Annotated in this window: 19 protein-coding genes and 2 tRNA genes; 12 read left to right on the top strand and 9 right to left on the bottom strand. The window is 46.8% G+C overall.

Annotation, left to right across the window (positions count from 1 at the left end; all coding sequences use genetic code 11):
- Position 1: 1 nt before the first annotated feature.
- From IO95_RS01515 to IO95_RS01500, 4 genes are all read right to left on the bottom strand, one after another.
- Positions 2-86, bottom strand: a tRNA-Tyr gene (locus tag IO95_RS01515).
- A gap of 126 nt (positions 87-212) precedes the next feature.
- Positions 213-297 (bottom strand) — tRNA-Tyr (locus IO95_RS01510).
- 244 nt (positions 298-541) lie between these two features.
- A complete protein-coding gene (purU, locus tag IO95_RS01505) occupies positions 542-1,390 on the bottom strand; it encodes a formyltetrahydrofolate deformylase (RefSeq protein WP_023491636.1) in 849 nt (282 codons plus the stop codon).
- 37 nt (positions 1,391-1,427) lie between these two features.
- Positions 1,428-1,889 carry a YchJ family protein gene (locus tag IO95_RS01500; protein ID WP_037383476.1) on the bottom strand — a complete coding sequence of 154 codons (462 nt, stop codon included), beginning with the start codon at positions 1,887-1,889 and terminating at the stop codon, positions 1,428-1,430.
- 292 nt (positions 1,890-2,181) lie between these two features.
- Between IO95_RS01500 and rssA the strand changes: the two genes are divergently transcribed.
- The 5 genes from rssA to IO95_RS01475 all read left to right on the top strand — a co-directional run bounded on the left by rssA (position 2,182) and on the right by IO95_RS01475 (position 7,824).
- Positions 2,182-3,096: a patatin-like phospholipase RssA gene (rssA, locus tag IO95_RS01495; RefSeq protein ID WP_023491639.1), complete on the top strand. Its 915-nt coding sequence runs from the start codon at positions 2,182-2,184 to the stop codon at positions 3,094-3,096.
- A gap of 104 nt (positions 3,097-3,200) precedes the next feature.
- Complete coding sequence (gene rssB, locus IO95_RS01490; protein WP_037383487.1) at positions 3,201-4,214, top strand: two-component system response regulator RssB; 1,014 nt, start codon at positions 3,201-3,203, stop codon at positions 4,212-4,214.
- Between the two features lie 287 nt (positions 4,215-4,501).
- Complete coding sequence (gene galU, locus IO95_RS01485) at positions 4,502-5,419, top strand: UTP--glucose-1-phosphate uridylyltransferase GalU (RefSeq protein ID WP_023491641.1); 918 nt, start codon at positions 4,502-4,504, stop codon at positions 5,417-5,419.
- Positions 5,420-5,461: 42 nt separating this feature from the next.
- Positions 5,462-6,805: a UDP-glucose/GDP-mannose dehydrogenase family protein gene (locus IO95_RS01480; RefSeq protein WP_023491642.1), complete on the top strand. Its 1,344-nt coding sequence runs from the start codon at positions 5,462-5,464 to the stop codon at positions 6,803-6,805.
- Between the two features lie 8 nt (positions 6,806-6,813).
- On the top strand, positions 6,814-7,824 hold the full coding sequence (locus tag IO95_RS01475) for an NAD-dependent epimerase (RefSeq protein ID WP_023491644.1): 1,011 nt from the start codon (positions 6,814-6,816) through the stop codon (positions 7,822-7,824).
- A gap of 140 nt (positions 7,825-7,964) precedes the next feature.
- Here the strand turns inward: IO95_RS01475 and hns are convergent, their stop codons facing one another.
- Entirely contained in the window at positions 7,965-8,372 is a 408-nt protein-coding gene (hns, locus tag IO95_RS01470; protein ID WP_023491646.1) for a histone-like nucleoid-structuring protein H-NS, read from the bottom strand.
- A 916-nt stretch (positions 8,373-9,288) separates the two neighbouring features.
- On the opposite strand from hns, the gene IO95_RS01465 reads away from it, so the two are divergent.
- The 4 genes from IO95_RS01465 to rluB all read left to right on the top strand — a co-directional run bounded on the left by IO95_RS01465 (position 9,289) and on the right by rluB (position 12,576).
- On the top strand, positions 9,289-9,873 hold the full coding sequence (locus tag IO95_RS01465; RefSeq protein ID WP_037383473.1) for a thymidine kinase: 585 nt from the start codon (positions 9,289-9,291) through the stop codon (positions 9,871-9,873).
- 58 nt (positions 9,874-9,931) lie between these two features.
- The gene (locus tag IO95_RS01460; RefSeq protein ID WP_023491648.1) at positions 9,932-10,828 is read left to right on the top strand and encodes a PHP domain-containing protein; all 897 of its coding nucleotides are present in this window, start codon (positions 9,932-9,934) and stop codon (positions 10,826-10,828) included.
- Between the two features lie 57 nt (positions 10,829-10,885).
- Positions 10,886-11,506, top strand: a complete 621-nt coding sequence (locus tag IO95_RS01455) for an L-threonylcarbamoyladenylate synthase (protein WP_023491649.1) — start codon at positions 10,886-10,888, stop codon at positions 11,504-11,506.
- A 173-nt stretch (positions 11,507-11,679) separates the two neighbouring features.
- Complete coding sequence (gene rluB, locus IO95_RS01450) at positions 11,680-12,576, top strand: 23S rRNA pseudouridine(2605) synthase RluB (protein WP_023491650.1); 897 nt, start codon at positions 11,680-11,682, stop codon at positions 12,574-12,576.
- Between the two features lie 41 nt (positions 12,577-12,617).
- On the opposite strand, the gene cobO is transcribed toward rluB, so the two are convergent.
- Both cobO and IO95_RS01440 read right to left on the bottom strand, forming a co-directional pair.
- The gene (gene cobO / locus IO95_RS01445; protein ID WP_023491651.1) at positions 12,618-13,208 is read right to left on the bottom strand and encodes a cob(I)yrinic acid a,c-diamide adenosyltransferase; all 591 of its coding nucleotides are present in this window, start codon (positions 13,206-13,208) and stop codon (positions 12,618-12,620) included.
- Between the two features lie 13 nt (positions 13,209-13,221).
- Entirely contained in the window at positions 13,222-13,983 is a 762-nt protein-coding gene (locus tag IO95_RS01440) for a YciK family oxidoreductase (RefSeq protein ID WP_023491652.1), read from the bottom strand.
- A 201-nt stretch (positions 13,984-14,184) separates the two neighbouring features.
- Here IO95_RS01440 and sohB point away from each other — a divergent pair, with 201 nt between their 5' ends.
- The gene (gene sohB, locus IO95_RS01435) at positions 14,185-15,231 is read left to right on the top strand and encodes a protease SohB (protein ID WP_023491653.1); all 1,047 of its coding nucleotides are present in this window, start codon (positions 14,185-14,187) and stop codon (positions 15,229-15,231) included.
- A gap of 90 nt (positions 15,232-15,321) precedes the next feature.
- Here sohB and IO95_RS01430 read toward each other — a convergent pair whose 3' ends face one another.
- Positions 15,322-15,573: a YciN family protein gene (locus tag IO95_RS01430; RefSeq protein ID WP_023491654.1), complete on the bottom strand. Its 252-nt coding sequence runs from the start codon at positions 15,571-15,573 to the stop codon at positions 15,322-15,324.
- 546 nt (positions 15,574-16,119) lie between these two features.
- Here IO95_RS01430 and topA point away from each other — a divergent pair.
- Both topA and cysB read left to right on the top strand, forming a co-directional pair.
- Complete coding sequence (gene topA / locus IO95_RS01425) at positions 16,120-18,717, top strand: type I DNA topoisomerase (protein WP_023491655.1); 2,598 nt, start codon at positions 16,120-16,122, stop codon at positions 18,715-18,717.
- A 397-nt stretch (positions 18,718-19,114) separates the two neighbouring features.
- The gene (gene cysB, locus IO95_RS01420) at positions 19,115-20,089 is read left to right on the top strand and encodes an HTH-type transcriptional regulator CysB (protein WP_023491656.1); all 975 of its coding nucleotides are present in this window, start codon (positions 19,115-19,117) and stop codon (positions 20,087-20,089) included.
- Positions 20,090-20,183: 94 nt separating this feature from the next.
- Here the strand turns inward: cysB and ribA are convergent, their stop codons facing one another.
- A complete protein-coding gene (ribA, locus tag IO95_RS01415; RefSeq protein WP_023491657.1) occupies positions 20,184-20,777 on the bottom strand; it encodes a GTP cyclohydrolase II in 594 nt (197 codons plus the stop codon).
- Positions 20,778-20,928: the final 151 nt, after the last annotated feature.

Below are 20,928 nucleotides of genomic sequence, written 5' to 3'. Positions count from 1 at the left end.
TTGGTGGTGGGGGAAGGATTCGAACCTTCGAAGTCTGTGACGGCAGATTTACAGTCTGCTCCCTTTGGCCGCTCGGGAACCCCACCAGGGTATTATTTATTGCTATAAATGAAAATTTTTGCTTATGAAGAAGTGAGAATTTCTCCTCTTTCCCCAAATCGTGTTCATTATAGAATCACTGCTTGAGGTAAAACCTGACTTAAAATCAGAGTTGGTGGTGGGGGAAGGATTCGAACCTTCGAAGTCTGTGACGGCAGATTTACAGTCTGCTCCCTTTGGCCGCTCGGGAACCCCACCACTGGCCTTGCTTCTGTTAAGCGGGGCGCATCATATCAAATGAAGCGCCGGTGTAAAGTATTGAAATGCAAAAAACCAATTGTTTGCCGTTTTTTTATTCTTGGTAGCGCTTTTAGGTCACCAGATTTTTCAAATCACACCGTGGTGGTGGTAACTTGTGTTGATGTGGCAAACAAAAGGCACTGTTTTACTCAAAGTGCCCACTGGTTTTACTTTTCATTCAGTGATTGATGTCAAAAAACTATTACAGGATCACGGTGCGGTTGCCATAGACAAACACCCGTTGTGCCAATACCTGATAGAGTGCACGGCTAAGGACGTTCTTCTCAACATCACGCCCAGCACGCATCATATCTTCTGCCGAATAGGTGTGATCGACGTGGATAACATCTTGCATAATGATCGGGCCTTCATCCAGGCTATCGTTAACATAATGCGCGGTGGCGCCAATGATCTTCACTCCGCGTTCATAAGCCTGATGGTAAGGTCGGGCACCGATAAAGGCTGGTAGAAATGAATGGTGAATGTTAATCACCTGATTAGGGTAATGCTGAACAAAAGCAGGGGTAAGCACACGCATATACTTAGCTAAGACCACATAATCAGGCTGGTATTGGTCGATTTGCGCAATCATTTTCTGATCGTGTTGCTCACGTGTCAGTCCTTCGTGACTAACCAAGTGAAACGGGATGTCAAAACGTTCAACCAAGGGTTGCAGGGTCGTATGGTTACCAATGACGGCGGCAATCTCTACATCCAAGCCGCCATAGGCGCTTTTCATCAGGAGGTCGCCCAGGCAGTGAGCCTCTTTGGTGACCAAGACCACAATACGGCGGCGACTGGCACTTTGCAGTTCACGGACAGACCCTTCGGGCAAAGCACCGTCCAGATCAGCCAGTAAGGTCGCATTATTGAAGATCCCTTCAAGCTCAGTACGCATAAAGAAGCGACCGGTGAGATGATCAACGAATTCGTTATTTTGCACGATGTTAAGTTCATGCTTGTAACAAATATTGGTGATCTTGGCGATCAACCCCTTTGCGTCAGGGCAGAGGGTACGTAAAATTTTTCTTTGTAGGTTTTGGTGTGGCATAGGTTTGTCGATCCTGTCTGTTACTTGACTTACGGGCTCACTGCCCACAGCACTTTTTATACTTTTTGCCTGAACCGCAGGGGCAAATTGAATTTCTACCAAGCTGAGGCCTGGTTCCGTCGATATAGTACCAACGGTGTTCAAGACGAAGAAAGCGAGAACGCTCATGCATCATCTTGGACGAGTGACCACTTTCAGTAAAACGGGCGATGAATTCAACAAAGCCTTCATCAACGTTGTTGCCGATGGTTTCCTCCACGATGGTCAACCCAAACCACTCAGTGTTGGCAAAACTACTGATAATAGCGCTACGCCATGATTCAGCCTGGCAGTCTGGGTGCCAAGTGGCAATGAGATAATCGACGTTTTGTAACACATAAGCTGAGTATCTGGAACGCATCAATCTGAGTGGTGATGGTGCGAATTGTTCACCGGTTATTAAGGGCTGACAGCAAGTGTGGTACGGTAACCCACTGCAACAAGGGCATAAATCAGTCAAAATAATGTCTCAAAGTGGTTGTTCTGGGGTTCGTCAAACGACAATAGCTTGGTTTTATCGTTTATCTCACGCTTGGCACGGTTTGTTGCCATTGACCTCATTCGAAAACCTGGGCATGGGTCGCGCAAAATAGAGCCCAAGCTAAAATTAACACATACCCAGTGCCTTCCAAGCTGCAGAATAGTTGGCATAGCTTGGAGACCAGGCATATGTTACCTAACATTATTGGTGGGTGACAATCTACCTTGGCGTCAGCGCTGGGTTAATTTACTGTGCAAAGGATAAGCTAATAATGCGAAAAGTAAAAATTGGGTTGGCATTAGGGGCTGGGGCTGCAAAAGGTTGGGCTCATATTGGCGTGATCAATGCGCTTAAAGAACAAGGTATTGAAATAGATATTGTTGCTGGTTGTTCCGTTGGTGCATTGGTTGGGGCGACATTTGCCACTCACCGACTTGATGCGATGGAGACCTGGGTACGCTCATTCAGTTATTGGGATGTTATCAAATTGATGGATTTATCCTGGCAACGCGGGGGCCTGCTACGTGGTGAGCGGGTATTTAGTACGGTTGGCAAGTTGCTGAAGATTGATGATATTGCTGATTGTTCACTCAAATTTGGTGCGGTGACAACCAACCTCAGTACCGGGCGTGAGTTGTGGATGACTAAAGGGAATATTCATCAGGCTATTCGCGCGTCCTGCAGTATGCCCGGGTTATTATCACCGGTGTGGCTTGATGGCTATTGGTTGGTTGATGGTGCGCTGGTGAACCCGCTTCCCATTTCGCTGACCCGGGCGATGGGAGCCGATATCGTTATTGCTGTCGACTTACAGCATGATACACATTTGAGGAAGAATGAGCTGTTTTCAATGCATAGCGATAACCTAGAAACTGATAATATGGCTCATAACGATGAGGCAGGGAACTGGCGCGAACGTTTGCGTGAACGTATCAATAAAGTGACACAGAAAAAAGTCAATGTGACCCCCACTGTCATGGAGATCATGAGCGCGTCCCTCCAGATGCTGGAGAACCGGGTGAAGAGAACCCGTATGGCAAACGATCCCCCTGATGTGCTGATCCAACCTTATTGTCCACAAATCTCAACGTTGGATTTTCACCGCGCCAGTGAGGCGATAGAGGCGGGCAAGCTGGCGGTAGAAAAGCAGATAGAGATGTTGGCACCATTAATAAAAAATAAATAATTACCGGCCCTTGCGGTGGAATGGTGCTGTTTCGGATATTTCTGCAAGCACAAGTGACTATTATGAGCCACTATTACAATATGAAAAAGGAAGAGGCTCGGCCGATGGTACAACCACTGATTAACAAGCGCATCTTGATTGTTGAGGACGAGCAGGTGTTTCGTTCCGTGCTGGTTGGTTATCTTGAGTCTTTAGGCGCGCAGACCTATGAAGCGGAAAATGGTTTGCAGGCGTTGGCTGCTGTCGAAAAGGAAAAGCCAGAGCTGATACTCTGCGATCTTGCCATGCCCGAAATGGATGGCATTCAGTTCGTTGAACATTTACGTTTGCAAGGTATACAGACACCGGTGCTGGTCATCTCCGCGACCGATAAAATGGCGGATATTGCCAAGGTATTACGCTTGGGCGTTCAGGATGTCCTGTTGAAGCCCTTGAACGACCTAAATCGTTTGCGGGAAACGGTACTGGTGTGTCTCTATCCCAAGATGTTCACTTCTCAGGCTATTGAAGAAGCAGAATTATTTCACGACTGGGGCGTGCTGAGCCAAAATCCTTCTGAAGCGGCGAGATTGCTCAAACAGTTACAACCACCAGTACAGCAGAACATAGCGGGTTGCCGTATTAACTATCGCCAATTGACCGTCGGTGACAACCCGGGTTTAGTGTTGGATATTGCTGCATTGTCGGAGAAAGATCTGGCTTTTTATTGCCTGGATGTGACCCGTGCCGGTGAAAATGGTGTCATGGCTGCATTGTTATTGCGTGCTTTATTTAATGGTTTGTTGCGCGACCATCTGGCGAATCAGCAGCAGCGCCTACCGCAAATGTCAGCGTTATTGCGGCAGGTTAATCAGTTATTACACCAAAGTAAATTAGAAGGTCAATTTCCAATATTGGTTGGTTATTATCATGCAGAAGATAAGAACCTGGTTTTGATTTCTGCGGGTTTGCATGCCAATGTCAATACAGGTGATAACCAGATTCAATTAGCTAACGGTGTGCCCTTAGGAACATTGGAGTCGACTTACATGAATCAGATCAGTCAGCACTGTGAGGCTTGGCAATGCCAGGTTTGGGGGAGTGGCGGGCGGTTACGTCTGATGCTGACCAGTGAATGAGAAGTTAATAGTGTCACTGCCCCCCTATCAAAGGTGATCGCTCAGGCGGTCACCGAACTCAATGATAGTCGTCACTGTTTTTTCCTTCTGGTCGTGTGACTGTTTTTAAATAATCCATACCCTTAGAATTCGCGTTGTCCTCTTATTCAATTCTGTAACAATTTGCTGTGAGAGGAGGATATTTGCACTTAAGCTGATGCTCAATCGATTTAACCTGATATACTTCGCAGGTTTTTTTTGATTGCAGAATAAGCTCATCATTTGAGCTCGTATTGAGAGAGGAAGATATGTCTGCTTTAAATACCAAAGTCAGAAAAGCGGTTATCCCGGTTGCCGGCTTAGGAACAAGGATGTTACCTGCGACCAAAGCGATCCCCAAAGAGATGCTACCTTTGGTTGATAAACCGTTGATTCAGTATATAGTCAATGAGTGTATCGCTGCAGGGATCAATGAAATTATATTGGTCACCCATTCCTCTAAAAATTCTATTGAGAACCATTTTGACACCAGTTTTGAGCTTGAAGCGATCCTGGAAAAACGTGTGAAGCGTCAGTTGTTGGATGAGGTTCAATCTATTTGCCCGAAAGGTGTGACAGTGATGCAGGTACGCCAAGGGGTGGCTAAAGGGCTTGGTCACGCCATTCTCTGCGCTTATCCGCTGGTTGGGGATGAACCGGTTGCTGTCGTGTTACCTGATGTGATCCTTGATGCATACAGTGCGGATCTGGAAAAAGAGAATATGCATGAGATGTTGCAGCGCTTCCAACAGTCAGGCATCAGCCAGATTATGGTTGAACCGGTGCCGCATCATGATGTAGGAAATTACGGAGTCATTGATTGCCAAGGTTATGCGCTCCAGCCGGGTGAGAGTGCACCTATGGTGGGCGTGGTGGAAAAACCGTCGCCAGAACGAGCGCCTTCTAATTTAGCCATTGTTGGTCGTTATGTGCTTTCTGCCGATATCTGGCCCCTACTGGCCAAGACGCCAACTGGGGTAGGCGATGAAATTCAATTGACTGACGCTATTGATATGCTGATGCAGAAAAAGCCTGTTGAAGCCTACCATATTAAGGGTAAGAGCCACGATTGCGGGAATAAATTAGGCTATATGCAGGCTTTTGTTGAGTATGGCATGCGACACGCTACCCTGGGTAAAGATTTTTCTGCATGGCTGCAACAGTTATTGGCACGTAAAGAGAAGTAACTGCATAACCTTTTGTTAAATTTTTAGAGCTAGGATTATCTAATGAAAGTGACAGTTTTCGGTATAGGTTATGTTGGCCTGGTGCAAGCCGCCGTTCTGGCGGAAGTAGGGCATGATGTAATGTGTATAGATATTGATGAAAATAAGGTTGAAAATCTCAAAAAAGGCAATATCCCGATCTTCGAGCCAGGTTTGGTGCCATTGGTCCAGCAAAACTATGAAGCCGGCCGTTTACGTTTTACCACCGATGCCAAGCTGGGGGTTGCTCATGGCGCTATCCAGTTTATTGCTGTAGGAACACCACCGGATGAAGATGGTTCTGCAGATCTACAATATGTCACGGCGGTGGCGCGAACCATAGCCGAGTATATGACCGAGCCTAAAGTGGTCATCGATAAGTCCACTGTTCCGGTGGGTACAGCGGATAAAGTGCGTGAAGTGATGAGTGAAACACTGCGTAAGCGTGGCAGTAATATTACGTTTGATGTGGTTTCAAACCCTGAATTTCTTAAAGAAGGGGCCGCTGTTGCTGATTGCATGCGTCCTGAGCGAATTGTTATCGGTACCGATAATAAAGATGTTATTGAGCCATTGCGTGAATTGTACGAACCCTTTAACCGCAATCATGACCGCATGATCCTGATGGATATCCGCAGTGCCGAGCTAACCAAGTATGCCGCGAACTGTATGTTGGCGACAAAAATCAGCTTTATGAACGAAATTGCCAATCTGGCGGAGATGCTGGGGGCAGATATTGAAAAGGTTCGTAAGGGTATAGGTTCTGATTCGCGCATTGGTTACCACTTTATTTATCCTGGTTGTGGTTATGGTGGATCCTGTTTCCCGAAAGACGTCCAGGCGTTGATTCGAACTGCGGAGCATATCGGTTATCAACCGAAACTGTTGCAGGCGGTAGAGCAGGTTAATGCGCAACAGAAATACAAGCTGACTCAGTTTATCCAACATCATTTTTCTAATGATGTGAAAGGTAAAACCTTTGCCTTGTGGGGATTAGCGTTTAAGCCTAATACTGATGATATGCGCGAGGCTTCTAGCCGGGTGTTGATGGAAACCCTGTGGGAACTTGGGGCTAGTGTCCAGGCCTATGACCCTGAAGCCATGGCGGAAGCACAACGTATCTATGGTCAGCGTGCTGATCTAACATTGATGGGTACCAAGGAAGCCGCATTACAAGGCGCGGATGCCTTGGTGATTTGTACCGAATGGCAAAATTTCCGTGCCCCTGACTTTGATATCATCAAGCAATCACTAAGACATCCGGTGATTTTTGATGGGCGCAATCTGTATGATCCTGAACGCCTGAAAGCTCGTGGTTTTACTTATTACGGTATTGGCCGTGGTGCATCGATTAAGCCGGTTATTTAGAGGTGAGCATGAAATTCCTGGTTACAGGCGCTGCAGGATTTATTGGTTATCACGTAACGGAGCGTTTGTTGTCAGCCGGGCATCAAGTTGTTGGTATAGACAACCTTAATGATTATTATGATGTCAGGCTTAAGCTGGCTCGTCTCGATTTGCTGGCCAATAAGCCAGCATTTCAGTTTATAAAATTGGATTTAGCGGATAGTAATGGCATCGCGCAACTTTTTGTCGAGCACCAATTTGAGCGTGTTATTCATCTGGCCGCTCAAGCCGGGGTGCGTTACTCATTAGATCATCCTTTAGCTTATGCCGACTCGAACCTGATAGGCCATTTGAACATTCTTGAAGGGTGTCGGCGGAATAAAGTCGGACACTTGTTATACGCTTCTTCCAGTTCGGTATATGGTCTTAATCGTAAGTTGCCATTTTCGACGGAGGACTCGGTTGATCATCCCATTTCATTGTATGCCGCAACCAAGAAAGCCAATGAACTGATGTCTCACAGCTATTCACACTTATATGGCCTGCCGACCACCGGCTTGCGCTTTTTCACCGTATATGGCCCTTGGGGCCGTCCTGATATGGCGTTATTCAAGTTTACTAAAGCGATGTTAGCGGGTGAACAAATAGATGTATATAACTACGGTGAAATGTATCGTGATTTTACTTACATCGATGATATTGCCGAAGCTGTGGTGTTGTTACAAGCGATAGTGCCTAAACCTAATCCTCATTGGACTGTGGAACAGGGTTCTCCAGCGACAAGTTCTGCGCCGTACCGTATTTATAATATCGGTAATAGTACCCCAGTGAAACTAATGTCATATATTCATGCTCTCGAGGCTGCTCTTGGAATCATTGCTCATAAGAATATGTTGCCAATGCAACCTGGTGATGTAATGGATACTAATGCAGATACTGAAGAACTCTATCAAGCTATCGGCTTTAAGCCGGCAACGAGTGTGGAAGAGGGTGTTAAGCGTTTTGTTGAATGGTATAAGACATTTTATAATATTCTGTAAGTAAACGATTAAATCGGGGGCATGTTGCCCCCTTTCTGTGGTTGCCGTCCGCTGGTCGGATTATTTGAGCATTGTCAGGCGAGCTTTTGCTAGATGTAAAAAAGGCTCCGGTGGGAGCCTTTTGAGTAACCTAATAGCTATTACAGCAGGAAATCGTCAAGAGATTTGCCTTGCTCTTCGATAGCTTTTTTGATTACAGCTGGGGTACGGCCCTGGCCAGTCCAGGTTTTCATTTCACCGTTTTCATCTTTATATTGGTATTTTGCAGGGCGTGCAGCGCGCTTAGCTTTACCAGACACTTTAGTTGCCGCTATAGTTTGTAGCAACTCGTTCGGATCAATACCATCAGCAATTAGCATCTCACGGTATTGTTGCAGTTTGCGCGTACGCTCTTCAATTTCTGCTTGAGCTTGGGTATCTTCTTCACGACGCTCGTTAACAACTACTTCCAGTTTTTCGAGCATCTCTTCCAATGTTTCCAAGCTGCACTCTCTTGCTTGTGCACGCAGAGTACGGATGTTGTTCAAAATCTTTAATGCTTCGCTCATTGTCCTAGTCTCAAATTATATTAGTGGGGGGCATTAACGTAATAATAGAGTGCTATTTTCTTTTCTGCAATAGCCAAATGAACATCAGTTACTAAATTTATCTTTAAAAAAGCAATAATGATAACTGAACACCTAATATAGTCTGAGAATCTGACAATTCCTCGACATATTGTTGAGTCAAATTTACAACACTCAAGCGCAGGTGTGTTGTGGTAAAAGTCGTTTTGTTCGTACATCTCAATTCCATATACATATCATGTCGCAAGTAACATATGTGGTGTGACCTCTGCACAACAGGCTACGGGCTTTCCTTTGTACAGAGAAGGTGTTTTATGTGGTTCTAATATTAATCGTTATAGATTTAACTCACTATTTAACGAAATCACTATCCTGTTAGTCACCGGGGATTTGTTGCTCTCCTATTATACTTACAAATAATGGTTGTGGCCGGAAGGACACTGGCGGGTCATCCATTAGTGAAGGTTGGTAACAGAGTGCAGAACTGGCGGGGTGCAGTTAACAGGTAAGTCACTTGAGGTATGATAAGAATATACTCACGATGCCTAAGTTGTAGCTGTATCGACGCAATGTCCTCAAGTCAGCACATTGTTGTCTATGAGATTGAGCATTCATTAGATTCTTGCCTACTTGTGCCTCGAATTATTTAGAATATGCATAACTATTAATGAGTTTGATTAATCAATAGGAATTATTAGTTGTGACATGAGGACCAGGTCATCCTGAAAATAGTCGGGGGATGAGCTTGGATGATAAGGGCTTCTTCTGAAAATCTGATGAGTGACTAATGTGAAGATAATGAATGGGTCATAAGCTGAGTATATCAGTCAGATATGATAGACTATCGGTCTGTATCTTTGACCAATATCTCATATTTCTACTGCCGGGTTTCGATTTTATGGCTCAACTTTATTTTTACTACTCCGCAATGAATGCAGGAAAGTCTACAGCACTATTACAATCTTCATATAATTATCAAGAACGTGGTATGCGCACACTGGTGTTTACCGCCGAGTTCGACCATCGTTTTGGTGCTGGGAAAGTGAGCTCCAGAATTGGGCTCTCGACACCTGCCTTACTGTATAATAAGAGCACTCAGTTGTTTACGATGATCAAGCAAGAGCATCTGCACCAACCCGTGCACTGTGTTTTGGTTGATGAGAGTCAATTTCTGACCAAAGAGCAGATTGCCGCATTGTGTAAAGTCGTTGACCAGTTAGATATTCCGGTATTGTGTTATGGGCTACGTACCGATTTTCGCGGTGAATTATTTATTGGCAGCCAATACTTGTTGGCTTGGGCTGACAAGTTGGTTGAATTAAAAACTATTTGTCACTGTGGTCGCAAAGCCACGATGGTTTTGCGGTTGGGGGCGGATGGCAAAGTGGTGCATACAGGGGAACAAGTGGTTATTGGTAGTAATGAAAGTTATCTATCGGTCTGTCGCAAGCATTATCAGGAAGCGATAACCGGCCAAGAGTAATGCCGCTATTGCTGCGCAGGCGAATCTGAATATTGCTCAAAATCACAGGATATCTCTTTTGACAGACATTAACCCACCAACATGTGGCTTTCATTTATATGACCTACACAGCCATACCACTGCTTCGGATGGTTATTTAACACCCACGCAATTGGTTCGGCGGGCTGTTGAAATGAACGTCAGTGTCTTGGCGATTACCGATCACGACACTACCGATGGATTGGCAGAAGCAAGCGCTGCGATTGTCGAACTCTCGCTGCCGTTGCAGTTAATCTCTGGGGTCGAAATTTCCACAGTATGGGAAAATCACGAAATCCATATTGTTGGGTTAGGGGTTGAAGTTGGACATGCTGCGCTAGTACAACTGCTTGCCGAGCAAACAGCACGACGTCATCGACGTGCACATGAAATTGGCCAGCGATTAGCCAAGGCAAATATTAAGGATGCTTACGCTGGGGCTCAAGAACTGGCGGGAACAGGGGCGGTTACTCGTGGCCACTTTGCTCGCTATCTGGTGCAAACTGGCGTAGCGGATAACTTGGCTCAGGTCTTCAAGCGGTATCTGGCAAAAGGGAAGACCGGTTATGTTCCACCACAGTGGTGTACAATAGAACAGGCGATTAATGTTATTCATCAATCAGGGGGGCAAGCGGTATTGGCTCACCCTGGACGTTATGATTTAAGTGCTAAATGGCTTAAGCGCTTGTTGGCCTATTTTACTGAGAGTGGTGGTGATGCCATGGAGATAGCTCAGTGCCAACAAGCACCTAATGAACGTATATTGTTGGCAAAATATGCACAGGACTACCAACTGCTGGCCTCTCAGGGGTCTGACTTTCATCAACCCTGTTCTTGGATTGAACTTGGGCGTAAGCTATGGTTACCCGGTGGTGTAGAGCCGGTGTGGCGTGACTGGTCACCACCTCAACAGGGCAGATTCAACAGGGCAGAGTAGTATGTTGATTTCATGCGGACTGGTTATGCGTGAGAGTATTATTTTCAGGAGCAACAGATGGGCCAGTTATTTTATATTCACCCGGATAACCCGCAGCCGCGTTTGATTAATCAGGCGGTGGATGTACTGCGCAAGGGGGGGGTGATTGTCTATCCAACCGATTCTGGTTATGCATTGGGTTGCAAATTGGAAGAAAAGACAGCAATGGAACGTATCTGTCGTATTCGGCAATTGGATGGCAACCATAATTTTACCTTAATGTGTCGCGATTTGTCTGAGCTGTCGACTTATGCTTATGTGGATAACACGTCATTTCGATTGATCAAAAATAATACGCCTGGGAGTTATACCTTTATTTTAAAAGCGACCAAAGAGGTGCCGCGTCGCTTGATGAGTGATAAGCGTAAAACCATTGGGTTGCGTGTGCCCTCTAATCCGATTGCCTTGGCCTTATTGGATACGCTGAACGAGCCCATGATGTCGACCACATTGATGTTGCCTGGCAATGATTTTGCTGAATCTGATCCAGAAGAGATCAACGACTATCTTGGTAAACAGGTAGATCTGGTGATCCATGGTGGTTTTCTTGGTCAGCAGCCGACGACGGTGATTGACCTGACCGAATCTTCACCACAAGTGCTGCGCGAAGGTGCCGGAGATGCGTCACCGTTTCGCTAAACAGCCAGATGAAGCCAGTACCAACGGTGAATAAAATCTGTATACTGGTCGCAGTTTGTGGGCCCGAATAGCATAGTTTATTTTGAGCAAAAGATAATCTTTGTCGCCATTTTCCGATAAATGTGGTGACAAAGCCCCCCGACGCCTGTGAAGGCGACATTAGAGGTTGTTTAATGAGCGAGAAGCTACAAAAAGTATTAGCGCGGGCCGGACATGGTTCGCGCCGTGAAATCGAAACCATAATTGAGGCTGGGCGTGTCAGTGTTGACGGAAAAATCGCCAAGCTCGGTGATCGTGTTGAATTGAGTTCTTCACTGAAAATTCGCCTTGATGGCCATCTTGTCTCGCTCAAGGAATCTGAAGCGGCGGTTTGCCGAGTGCTGGCTTATTATAAGCCAGAAGGTGAACTCTGTACGCGTAGCGATCCAGAAGGGCGCCCGACGGTATTTGAACGTTTACCAAAGTTACGTGGGTCACGTTGGGTTGCGGTAGGGCGACTGGATGTTAATACGTCAGGTTTATTACTCTTTACTACAGACGGTGAGCTGGCTAACCGCTTGATGCACCCTAGCCGTGAAGTTGAGCGTGAATACGCTGTGCGCGTATTTGGCCAGATTGATGACGATAAAATCAAACAATTGAGCCGGGGCGTGCAACTGGAAGATGGCCCAGCCGCATTCCGAACCATCAGTTTTCAAGGTGGAGAAGGGCTCAATCAATGGTACAACGTCACGCTGACTGAAGGGCGGAATCGTGAAGTCCGTCGTCTATGGGAAGCGGTAGGCGTGCAGGTTAGTCGCTTGATTCGTGTACGTTACGGTGATATTGACCTGCCAAAAGGGTTACCTCGTGGTGGTTGGGCCGAACTGGATTTAAAAGCAATCAACTATTTGCGTGAACTGGTAGAGTTGAAACCAGAAACCGTCAGCAAGTTGCCGGTAGAGCGTGAACGCCGTCGAGTAAAAGCTAACCAGATCCGCCGCGCAGTAAAACGCCATAGCCAAGTGGCGAGTGGTAACAGGCGTGGTGGTTCCAGCAGCAAATCAGCTCGCCCGAGCAAACGAAGCTAATGTTAGTAACCGTGGCCTGATCTCAGGTCACGGTTTCCACTCTACCAGTCAATACCTTGCTGAGCTTTTATCCCAGCATCAAATGCATGTTTCACAGGACGCATCTCGGTTACGGTATCTGCCAATTCCAGCAAATCTCGATGGCAACCGCGCCCGGTAATGATCACTGTCTGATGGGCAGGACGTTGATGTAAAGCCTGTACCACCTCCTCCAAGGCTAGATACCCATAGCTGACCATATAGGTCAGTTCGTCCAGCAGCACGATATCAAGGTGACTATCTGCCAGCATACGTTTACCCTGTTGCCAAGTGGCCAGACAGGCGGCGGTATCACTCTCTTTATTCTGTGTTTCCCAAGTAAAACCCGTGGACATAATCTGGAATTCTACGCCATGTTGCTGTAACAGGTTTTTTTCGCCATTAGGCCATTGGCCTTTGATAAATTGGATCACACCCGCTTTCATACCGTGGCCCACTGCGCGGGTGAGGGTGCCGAAAGCAGCGGTGGTTTTACCTTTGCCATTACCGGTGAACACCAGCAATAAACCGCGAACTTCCTGGGCGGCGGCAATACGGGCATCCACCTGTTCTTTAAGGCGTTGTTGACGTTGTTGGTGGCGATCTTCAGCCATGATAGTGGGTTCCTTATTCGGCAGCACCGGGTTTGCGATTGGGTTGGGCATCAAAACTTATGCCATTCTGACTTTGGCTATCTTCGCCCATAAGATACAGATAGAGTGGCATGATATCGGCAGGGGTCTTTAGTTTGTCTTTATTTTCATTGGGGAAAGCAGAAGCGCGCATTTTCGTGCGTGTTCCTCCGGGATTAATGCTGTTTACCCGCAAATTCGTGTCTTTGTACTCGTCAGCCAATACCTGCATCATGCCCTCGGTGGCAAACTTGGATACGGCATAGGCTCCCCAGAGAGCTCGCCCCAAACGACCCACACTGGAACTGGTAAAAACCAAAGAACCAGCAGGAGATTTCAGCAACAACGGCAATAGCACCTGGGTCAGCATAAAGGTGGCATTAACATTAACCTGCATGACTTCTTGCCATTGGGTTATTGACTGCTCTGCCATGGGGGCGATGTCTCCTAATAAACCGGCATTGTGCAGCACACCATCAAGGCGAGGCACTTTGTGTGCTAATTCGTGAGCCATCTCCTGACACTGTTGTGAGGTGGTATGCAGCAGGTCGAGCGTAATAATGTGTGCGGGGGCACCGCCGTTGGCGATAATGTCTGCTCGCACTGCCTGTAATTTACCCTCAGTACGCCCCAACAACACCAACTGTGCGCCAAAGCGAGCATAAGTTAATGCTGCCTCTCGACCAATGCCGTCACCTGCGCCAGTTACCAGGATAATATGTTGCTTCAGTAAGTCCGGTTTAGGTTGGTAATCCACTATAGTTCCTCACACAATGTTATTTGGTTTTGGGACGAACAGTGAATATACCCAAGTTCTTTTCAGTTGCAATCAACCTTACGTTACCTCGGTGGTTATACGAAGAAAGCAATGAATGTTCATTTGACCGCGACAGCGATGGTATCGATTGGCTAAAATAGGCAGGATCATATTAACAAACTGTAAATATAGGCGGGATCTGTGGAGTTTATATCTGTTTATGGCCTGTTCCTGGCCAAAGTTGCCACGGTAGTGATAGCGATTGTTGCACTGGCGCTGCTCGCAGTGACCCTAAGGCAGAGCAAAGGCCAGCAAAAAGGGGAATTACAGCTTACCGATCTGGGTGAGCAATATCGTGAAGTACAGCGTGAAATGCGCCTGGCACGAATGGGAACTGCGGAGCAAAAAGTATGGAGTAAACAGTTTAAAAAACAGAACAAGAGTGACGAAAAGCTCAAAAAGCAGCGGGCTAAGTCGGGGGCGGTAGAAGCCAGTAAGTCTTATCTGTATGTGCTTGATTTCAAGGGCAGTATAGATGCACATGAAGTTACCTCATTACGTGAAGAGATATCCGCTGTTCTTGCGGTGGCCACGTCCAAGGATGAAGTCTTGCTACGCCTGGAAAGTCCCGGTGGGATGGTACATGGTTATGGTCTGGCGGCTTCACAACTGGAACGGCTGCGTACGGGGGGCATCCGCCTGACGGTGGCGGTGGATAAAGTGGCAGCCAGTGGGGGTTACATGATGGCTTGTGTCGCTGATCGCATTGTGGCGGCTCCCTTCGCCATTATTGGTTCTATCGGTGTGGTTGCGCAGATCCCTAACTTTCATCGTTTACTGAAAAAGAATGACATTGATGTTGAACTACACACAGCAGGGCAGTTCAAGCGCACATTAACACTGTTTGGCGAAAATACGCCGCAGGGCCGTGAGAAATTCTGCGAAGATTTGAATGAAACTCATGAGCTATTCAAACAATTTGTGCACCAGCAACGGCCTTCTCTGGATATTGATAGTGTGGCAACGGGCGAACACTGGTTTGGCATTCAGGCAAAGGATAAGGGCTTGATTGATGCCGTGGGTACCAGTGATGACCTGTTGATTGCCGAGATGGAAAATCATGAAGTCGTCGGGGTGTGCTATACCCGTCGTAAGCGTCTTATCGACCGTATCACCGGTAGTGCGGCAGAGAGTGTTGATCGCCTGTTGTTACGTTGGTGGCAGCGCGGTGAGAAACCGTTGATCTAATCATCATATCAATCATGACACGGGGCACTGGCCCCGTGTTATTGAGCATGTATTGGTCAGTGGCAATCCAAATGAGACTAAGTACAGTATTTAATCGACCAGGTGGTATTTTTCAGAAAACAGATGTGCCAAATGCTTAAACATATTAAACACTGCCGTGGTCTTTGCGGTCGGTAATCCATCCGGATCTAAAAAAAACTCACCGCGGAAAACCAGCACATTACCTTTTTGTGCTACATCGTTTGCTACCATTCCCTGCAAATAGTCTTCATGTTGGCGGATGACGTTATTGGCTTCAACAAGTAGCGTTTGGCGTTCGATGGGTTGGGTATTTGTTTGCATCTGTTCTCTCCTGACAAAAAATATTAACAATATTCTATCGCGGGTTCGCTTTTATCTGCAAACCAGCCAAAACTTAGATCGCACTTTAACGGATGATTGACGTTTTTTAGACTGTAACAGGGGGTGGGGTACCGGGCTTATCAATCCGTCTGTTCCTGCTGTGATAACGGTATTGGTCAGGGGGTTGTCATAGTGTTTTCCGTGCTAATTGGTTTTTTATCAGGTAGAGTGTGGCGTTTTGTGGTCCTGAGTAAAAGGGATTTTTATATCATACCGGGGCGAAAGGGGCCTGGTTTGACGGATCTGAAAATTTTTTAAAGCCAGTAAGTAGAGATATGTATTGGTTGTCAGAGCGCTAACCCCAAGTATTTTGGTGTGATATGGCTCTCATCATTGAGAGTATGGGTTGGCCTGTCAGGTCGGTCATGGGAAAAAACGGGTTGATCTCCTGCCAAAGTGTCGCAATATAAAAAAGAGAGACGAATTGCCGCGGTACGGCAAGACGAATGGCTTCTTTTTAAAGAAATAGATTAGGTAAAGGTAAATATGGGCAAAGCTCTCGTAATAGTTGAGTCCCCGGCAAAAGCCAAAACGATTAATAAATATTTAGGTAGCAGCTACGTGGTGAAGTCCAGCGTCGGCCATATACGTGATTTGCCGACCAGTGGTTCAGCCAACAAGAAAAGTGCTGACGCAGCCGAAGACAAAGCTAAAAAGAAAGTCAAGAAAGATGAAAAAGTGGCCTTGGTCAACAGGATGGGGGTCGATCCTTACCACGGCTGGCAGGCGAATTATGAAATTCTGCCGGGTAAAGAAAAGGTTGTCGCAGAGTTAAAATCCTTAGCTCAAAACGCGGACCACATTTACCTTGCAACGGACCTTGACCGCGAAGGGGAAGCCATTGCGTGGCACCTGCGGGAAGTGATTGGTGGGGATGAGAAGCGCTTTAGTCGTGTGGTGTTTAACGAAATCACCCAAAACGCCATTCAACAGGCGTTTCAAGCACCGGGTGAACTGAATATCGCTCGGGTCAATGCACAACAGGCACGTCGCTTTATGGACCGCGTTGTGGGTTACATGGTATCACCGCTGCTGTGGAAAAAGATCGCTCGCGGCTTATCTGCCGGTAGAGTGCAGTCCGTTGCCGTGCGGCTGGTGGTAGAACGTGAGCGTGATATCAAGGCTTTTGTGCCAGAAGAGTATTGGCAACTGCATGCTGACTTACAGGCAACTGACGATACGATGCTGCAGATGGAAGTCACCCATGCTCACGATAAACCATTCAAACCGGTTAATCGTGAGCAGACCTACGCGGCGGTTACCGCGTTGGAAAACGCGCGTTATCGGGTGCAGGATCGGGAAGACAAACCCACCAGCAGCAAGCCAGGTGCTCCGTTTATAACGTCTACACTCCAGCAGGCTGCCAGTACCCGCCTGAGTTTTGGTGTGAAGAAAACCATGATGATGGCGCAACGTCTGTATGAAGCGGGTCACATCACCTATATGCGTACTGACTCTACCAATTTGAGTCAAGATGCACTCAATATGGTGCGCGATTATATTGGCGATAATTTTGGCGATAAATATCTGCCGAAAGCAGCTAATCAGTATAGTAGCAAAGAGAATTCTCAAGAAGCCCACGAGGCCATTCGTCCTTCTGATGTCAATGTATTGGCAGATCAGTTGAAAGACATGGAAGCGGATGCACAAAAGCTGTATCAACTTATCTGGCGCCAGTTCGTTGCTTGTCAGATGACACCTGCGCAGTACGATTCGACGACGCTAACGGTGAAAGCGGGTGATTTCCAATTACGCGCCAAAGGTCGCACATTGCGTTTTGATGGTTGGACCAAAGTGATGCCTGCATTACGCAAAGGTGATGAGGATCGCACATTACCGTTTGTCGAAGTGGGTACTGATTTATCGTTGCAGAAGTTGCTACCAAGTCAGCATTTTACCAAGCCAGCAGCACGTTACAGTGAAGCGTCGCTGGTTAAAGAGCTGGAAAAACGTGGTATTGGGCGTCCATCAACCTATGCCTCGATCATCTCAACGATTCAGGACCGTGGTTATGTCCGGGTTGAGAACCGCCGTTTCTATGCGGAAAAGATGGGGGAAATTGTTACCGACCGTCTGGAAGAAAACTTCCGTGAGCTGATGAATTACGACTTTACTGCACGCATGGAAGATGAATTGGATCAGGTTGCCAATAACCATGCTGAATGGAAGGCGGTGCTGGACGAATTCTTTGTAGATTTTAGTGCACAGCTGGAAACTGCGGAAAAAGATCCGCAAGAAGGCGGTATGCGCCCCAACCAGATGGTAATGACCAGTATCGATTGCCCGACCTGCGCCCGCAAAATGGGCATTCGCACCGCCAGTACCGGGGTGTTTCTGGGCTGTTCGGGTTATGCATTGCCGCCTAAAGAGCGTTGTAAAACGACGATCAACCTGGTACCAGAAGCCGAAATTCTCAATATCCTCGAAGGTGATGAGGCGGAGGCAAATGCATTACGTGCTCGCTGTCGCTGCCAGAAATGTGGCACAGCGATGGATAGTTATCTCATTGATAACCAGCGTAAACTACATGTTTGTGGTAATAATCCGGCCTGTGACGGTTACACCATTGAAGAGGGTGAGTTCCGCATAAAAGGCTATGATGGACCGATAGTTGAGTGTGAAAAATGCGGCTCTGAAATGCATCTTAAGATGGGGCGTTTCGGGAAATATATGGGTTGTACCAACGAAAATTGCAAAAATACCCGCAAAATTCTACGCAATGGTGATGTTGCTCCTCCTAAAGAGGATCCAGTACCCTTACCTGAACTGCCATGCGAAAAATCAGATGCTTACTTCGTATTGCGTGATGGTGCCGCAGGGGTATTTTTAGCGGCCAATACTTTCCCGCGCTCACGTGAAACTCGTGCGCCGTTAGTGGAAGAATTGGTGCGCTTTAAAGATCGTTTGCCTGAAAAACTGTGCTATCTAGCTGAGGCACCAGTTGCTGACCCTGAGGGTAACAAGACACTGGTCCGCTTTAGTCGTAAAACCAAGCAACAATATATCTCTTCAGAAAAAGAGGGAAAGGCCACCGGTTGGTCAGCTTTTTACGTTGACGGCAAATGGGTGGAAAGTAAGAAGTAAAATTGTGCTTATGTAGGCGATCTTTTCATCATGATGTATTGAATCAATACCTAAAAACCAGCCAACAGGCTGGTTTTTTGTCGGTTCCATGGCGTGTAAACAGGATATTTTCCCTGTTGTCCGGTTTTGCAGCACAGTGGTTGATAATAAAGAGCTGTCCGGTGAGGCAACGTTTTAGTTAATGCTGCTTCATTATAGAATGGTTATATAAAATATTTTTTTATCTCAAAAATTCATTAGTGATGGCGATTATTTCAGCTTTCCATGATAAGGTTGGCGCTATTCAAACTCAGTATTACCCTGCCGTTTGAATAACGATGGCTATAGCATATCAGGTGGACGCAGAGATACCTGGCTGCGGATAAAACCGCAGGTTTAACCTTGGATGGTATAAGATATGAAATTGCAACAACTTCGTTACATTGTCGAGGTGGTTAATCATAATCTCAATGTCTCTTCTACAGCAGAAGGTCTCTATACCTCGCAGCCGGGTATCAGTAAACAAGTCAGAATGCTGGAAGATGAGTTGGGCATTCAGATTTTCGCCCGCAGTGGTAAGCATCTTACTCAGGTAACACCTGCAGGCCAGGAAGTTATCCGCATTGCCCGCGAAGTTTTGTCCAAAATTGATGCCATTAAAGCTGTGGCTGGTGAACACACTTACCCAGATAAAGGGTCATTGTATGTTGCTACTACCCATACACAGGCTCGCTATGCGTTACCCAATGTGATTAAAGGTTTTATTGAGCGTTACCCGCGTGTATCTCTGCATATGCATCAAGGCTCACCTACGCAAATAGCAGAAGCGGTTGCCAAAGGGGGCGCTGATTTTGCCATAGCGACAGAGGCTCTGCATCTGTACAGCGATTTAGTGATGTTACCCTGTTACCATTGGAATCGGGCGGTGGTTGTGAAACCCGATCATCCATTAGCGGGCAAGGACCATATCACCATTGAAGAGTTGGCTGCTTACCCCATCGTCACTTATACCTTCGGTTTTACCGGCCGTTCAGAGTTGGATGTGGCCTTTAACCATGCGGGGTTGACGCCGCATATCGTATTTACTGCCACCGATGCGGATGTGATCAAAACCTATGTGCGTTTGGGGCTTGGCGTGGGGGTTATCGCCAGCATGGCTGTGGACCCGGTGCTGGACCCTGACTTGGTTACCGTGGATGCGCGGGATATTTTCACCTACAGTACAACCAAGATCGGTTTTCGTCGCAGTACCTTCCTACGTAGTTATATGTACGATTTTATTCAACGGTTTGCACCCCATCTGACACGAGATGTGGTTGATAGTGCGGTGGCATTGCGGACTAACGATGAGATAGAGGCGATGTTTAAAGATATCAAACTGTTGGTCAGGTAGTTTTACTTATTACAGCCCGTTAATTTCAACAGGAGGTGTTCCCTCCTGTTTGGTCTCAAGTCATACCGGCGATGTTATTGGCGGTTATTGACGGTTATTGGCGGTTAAGCAAGTGCCCCATCTTACTGGCCTTGGTTTGGAGATAGTGTTCGTTTTTCGGGTTACGGCCAACAATCAACGGGACACGCTCAGTGATATTAATCCCTGCTTCGCTGAGGATTTTGACCTTTTCCGGATTATTAGTCAGCAAACGAACTGCACTCACACCTAATAGTTTGAACATATCCGCACACAGGGTGAAGTCGCGTTCATCTGCGGCAAAACCGAGTTGATGATTGGCTTCCACGGTATCCGCCCCTTTATCTTGTAAAGCATAAGCGCGGATTTTGTTGAGTAGACCGATATTACGGCCTTCTTGTCGGTGATAAAGCAAAATACCTCGACCTTCCTCAGCAATTTGTGCCATTGCTGCTTCCAATTGGAAACCACAGTCACAACGCAGGCTGAAAAGGGCATCACCGGTTAAACATTCAGAATGGACTCGTGACAGGACCGGCGTTTCATCGGAAATATCACCGAATACGAGTGCCAAATGATCGTGTCCGGTTGCCAGTTCTTCGAATCCCACCATCAGAAACTCCCCCCATGGTGTTGGCAGTTTGGCCTCGGCTACACGTTTTAGCTGCATATTACTCTCCAAAACCTATTCGGTAAAATCACTACGAGCATCCTACGTCTGGAACAGGAAACTGACCAGAACTATCCTCATAATACTGGAAACTGCCGTGTCGTTGGCCGCATATGTTTACTTTCAATATTGATCGGCAACTTGAATGGAC

The sequence above is a fragment of the Serratia sp. DD3 genome, assembly GCF_000496755.2.
The sequence above is the reverse complement of the archived record's forward strand: the minus strand, read 5'-3'. Positions and strand labels throughout refer to the sequence as shown.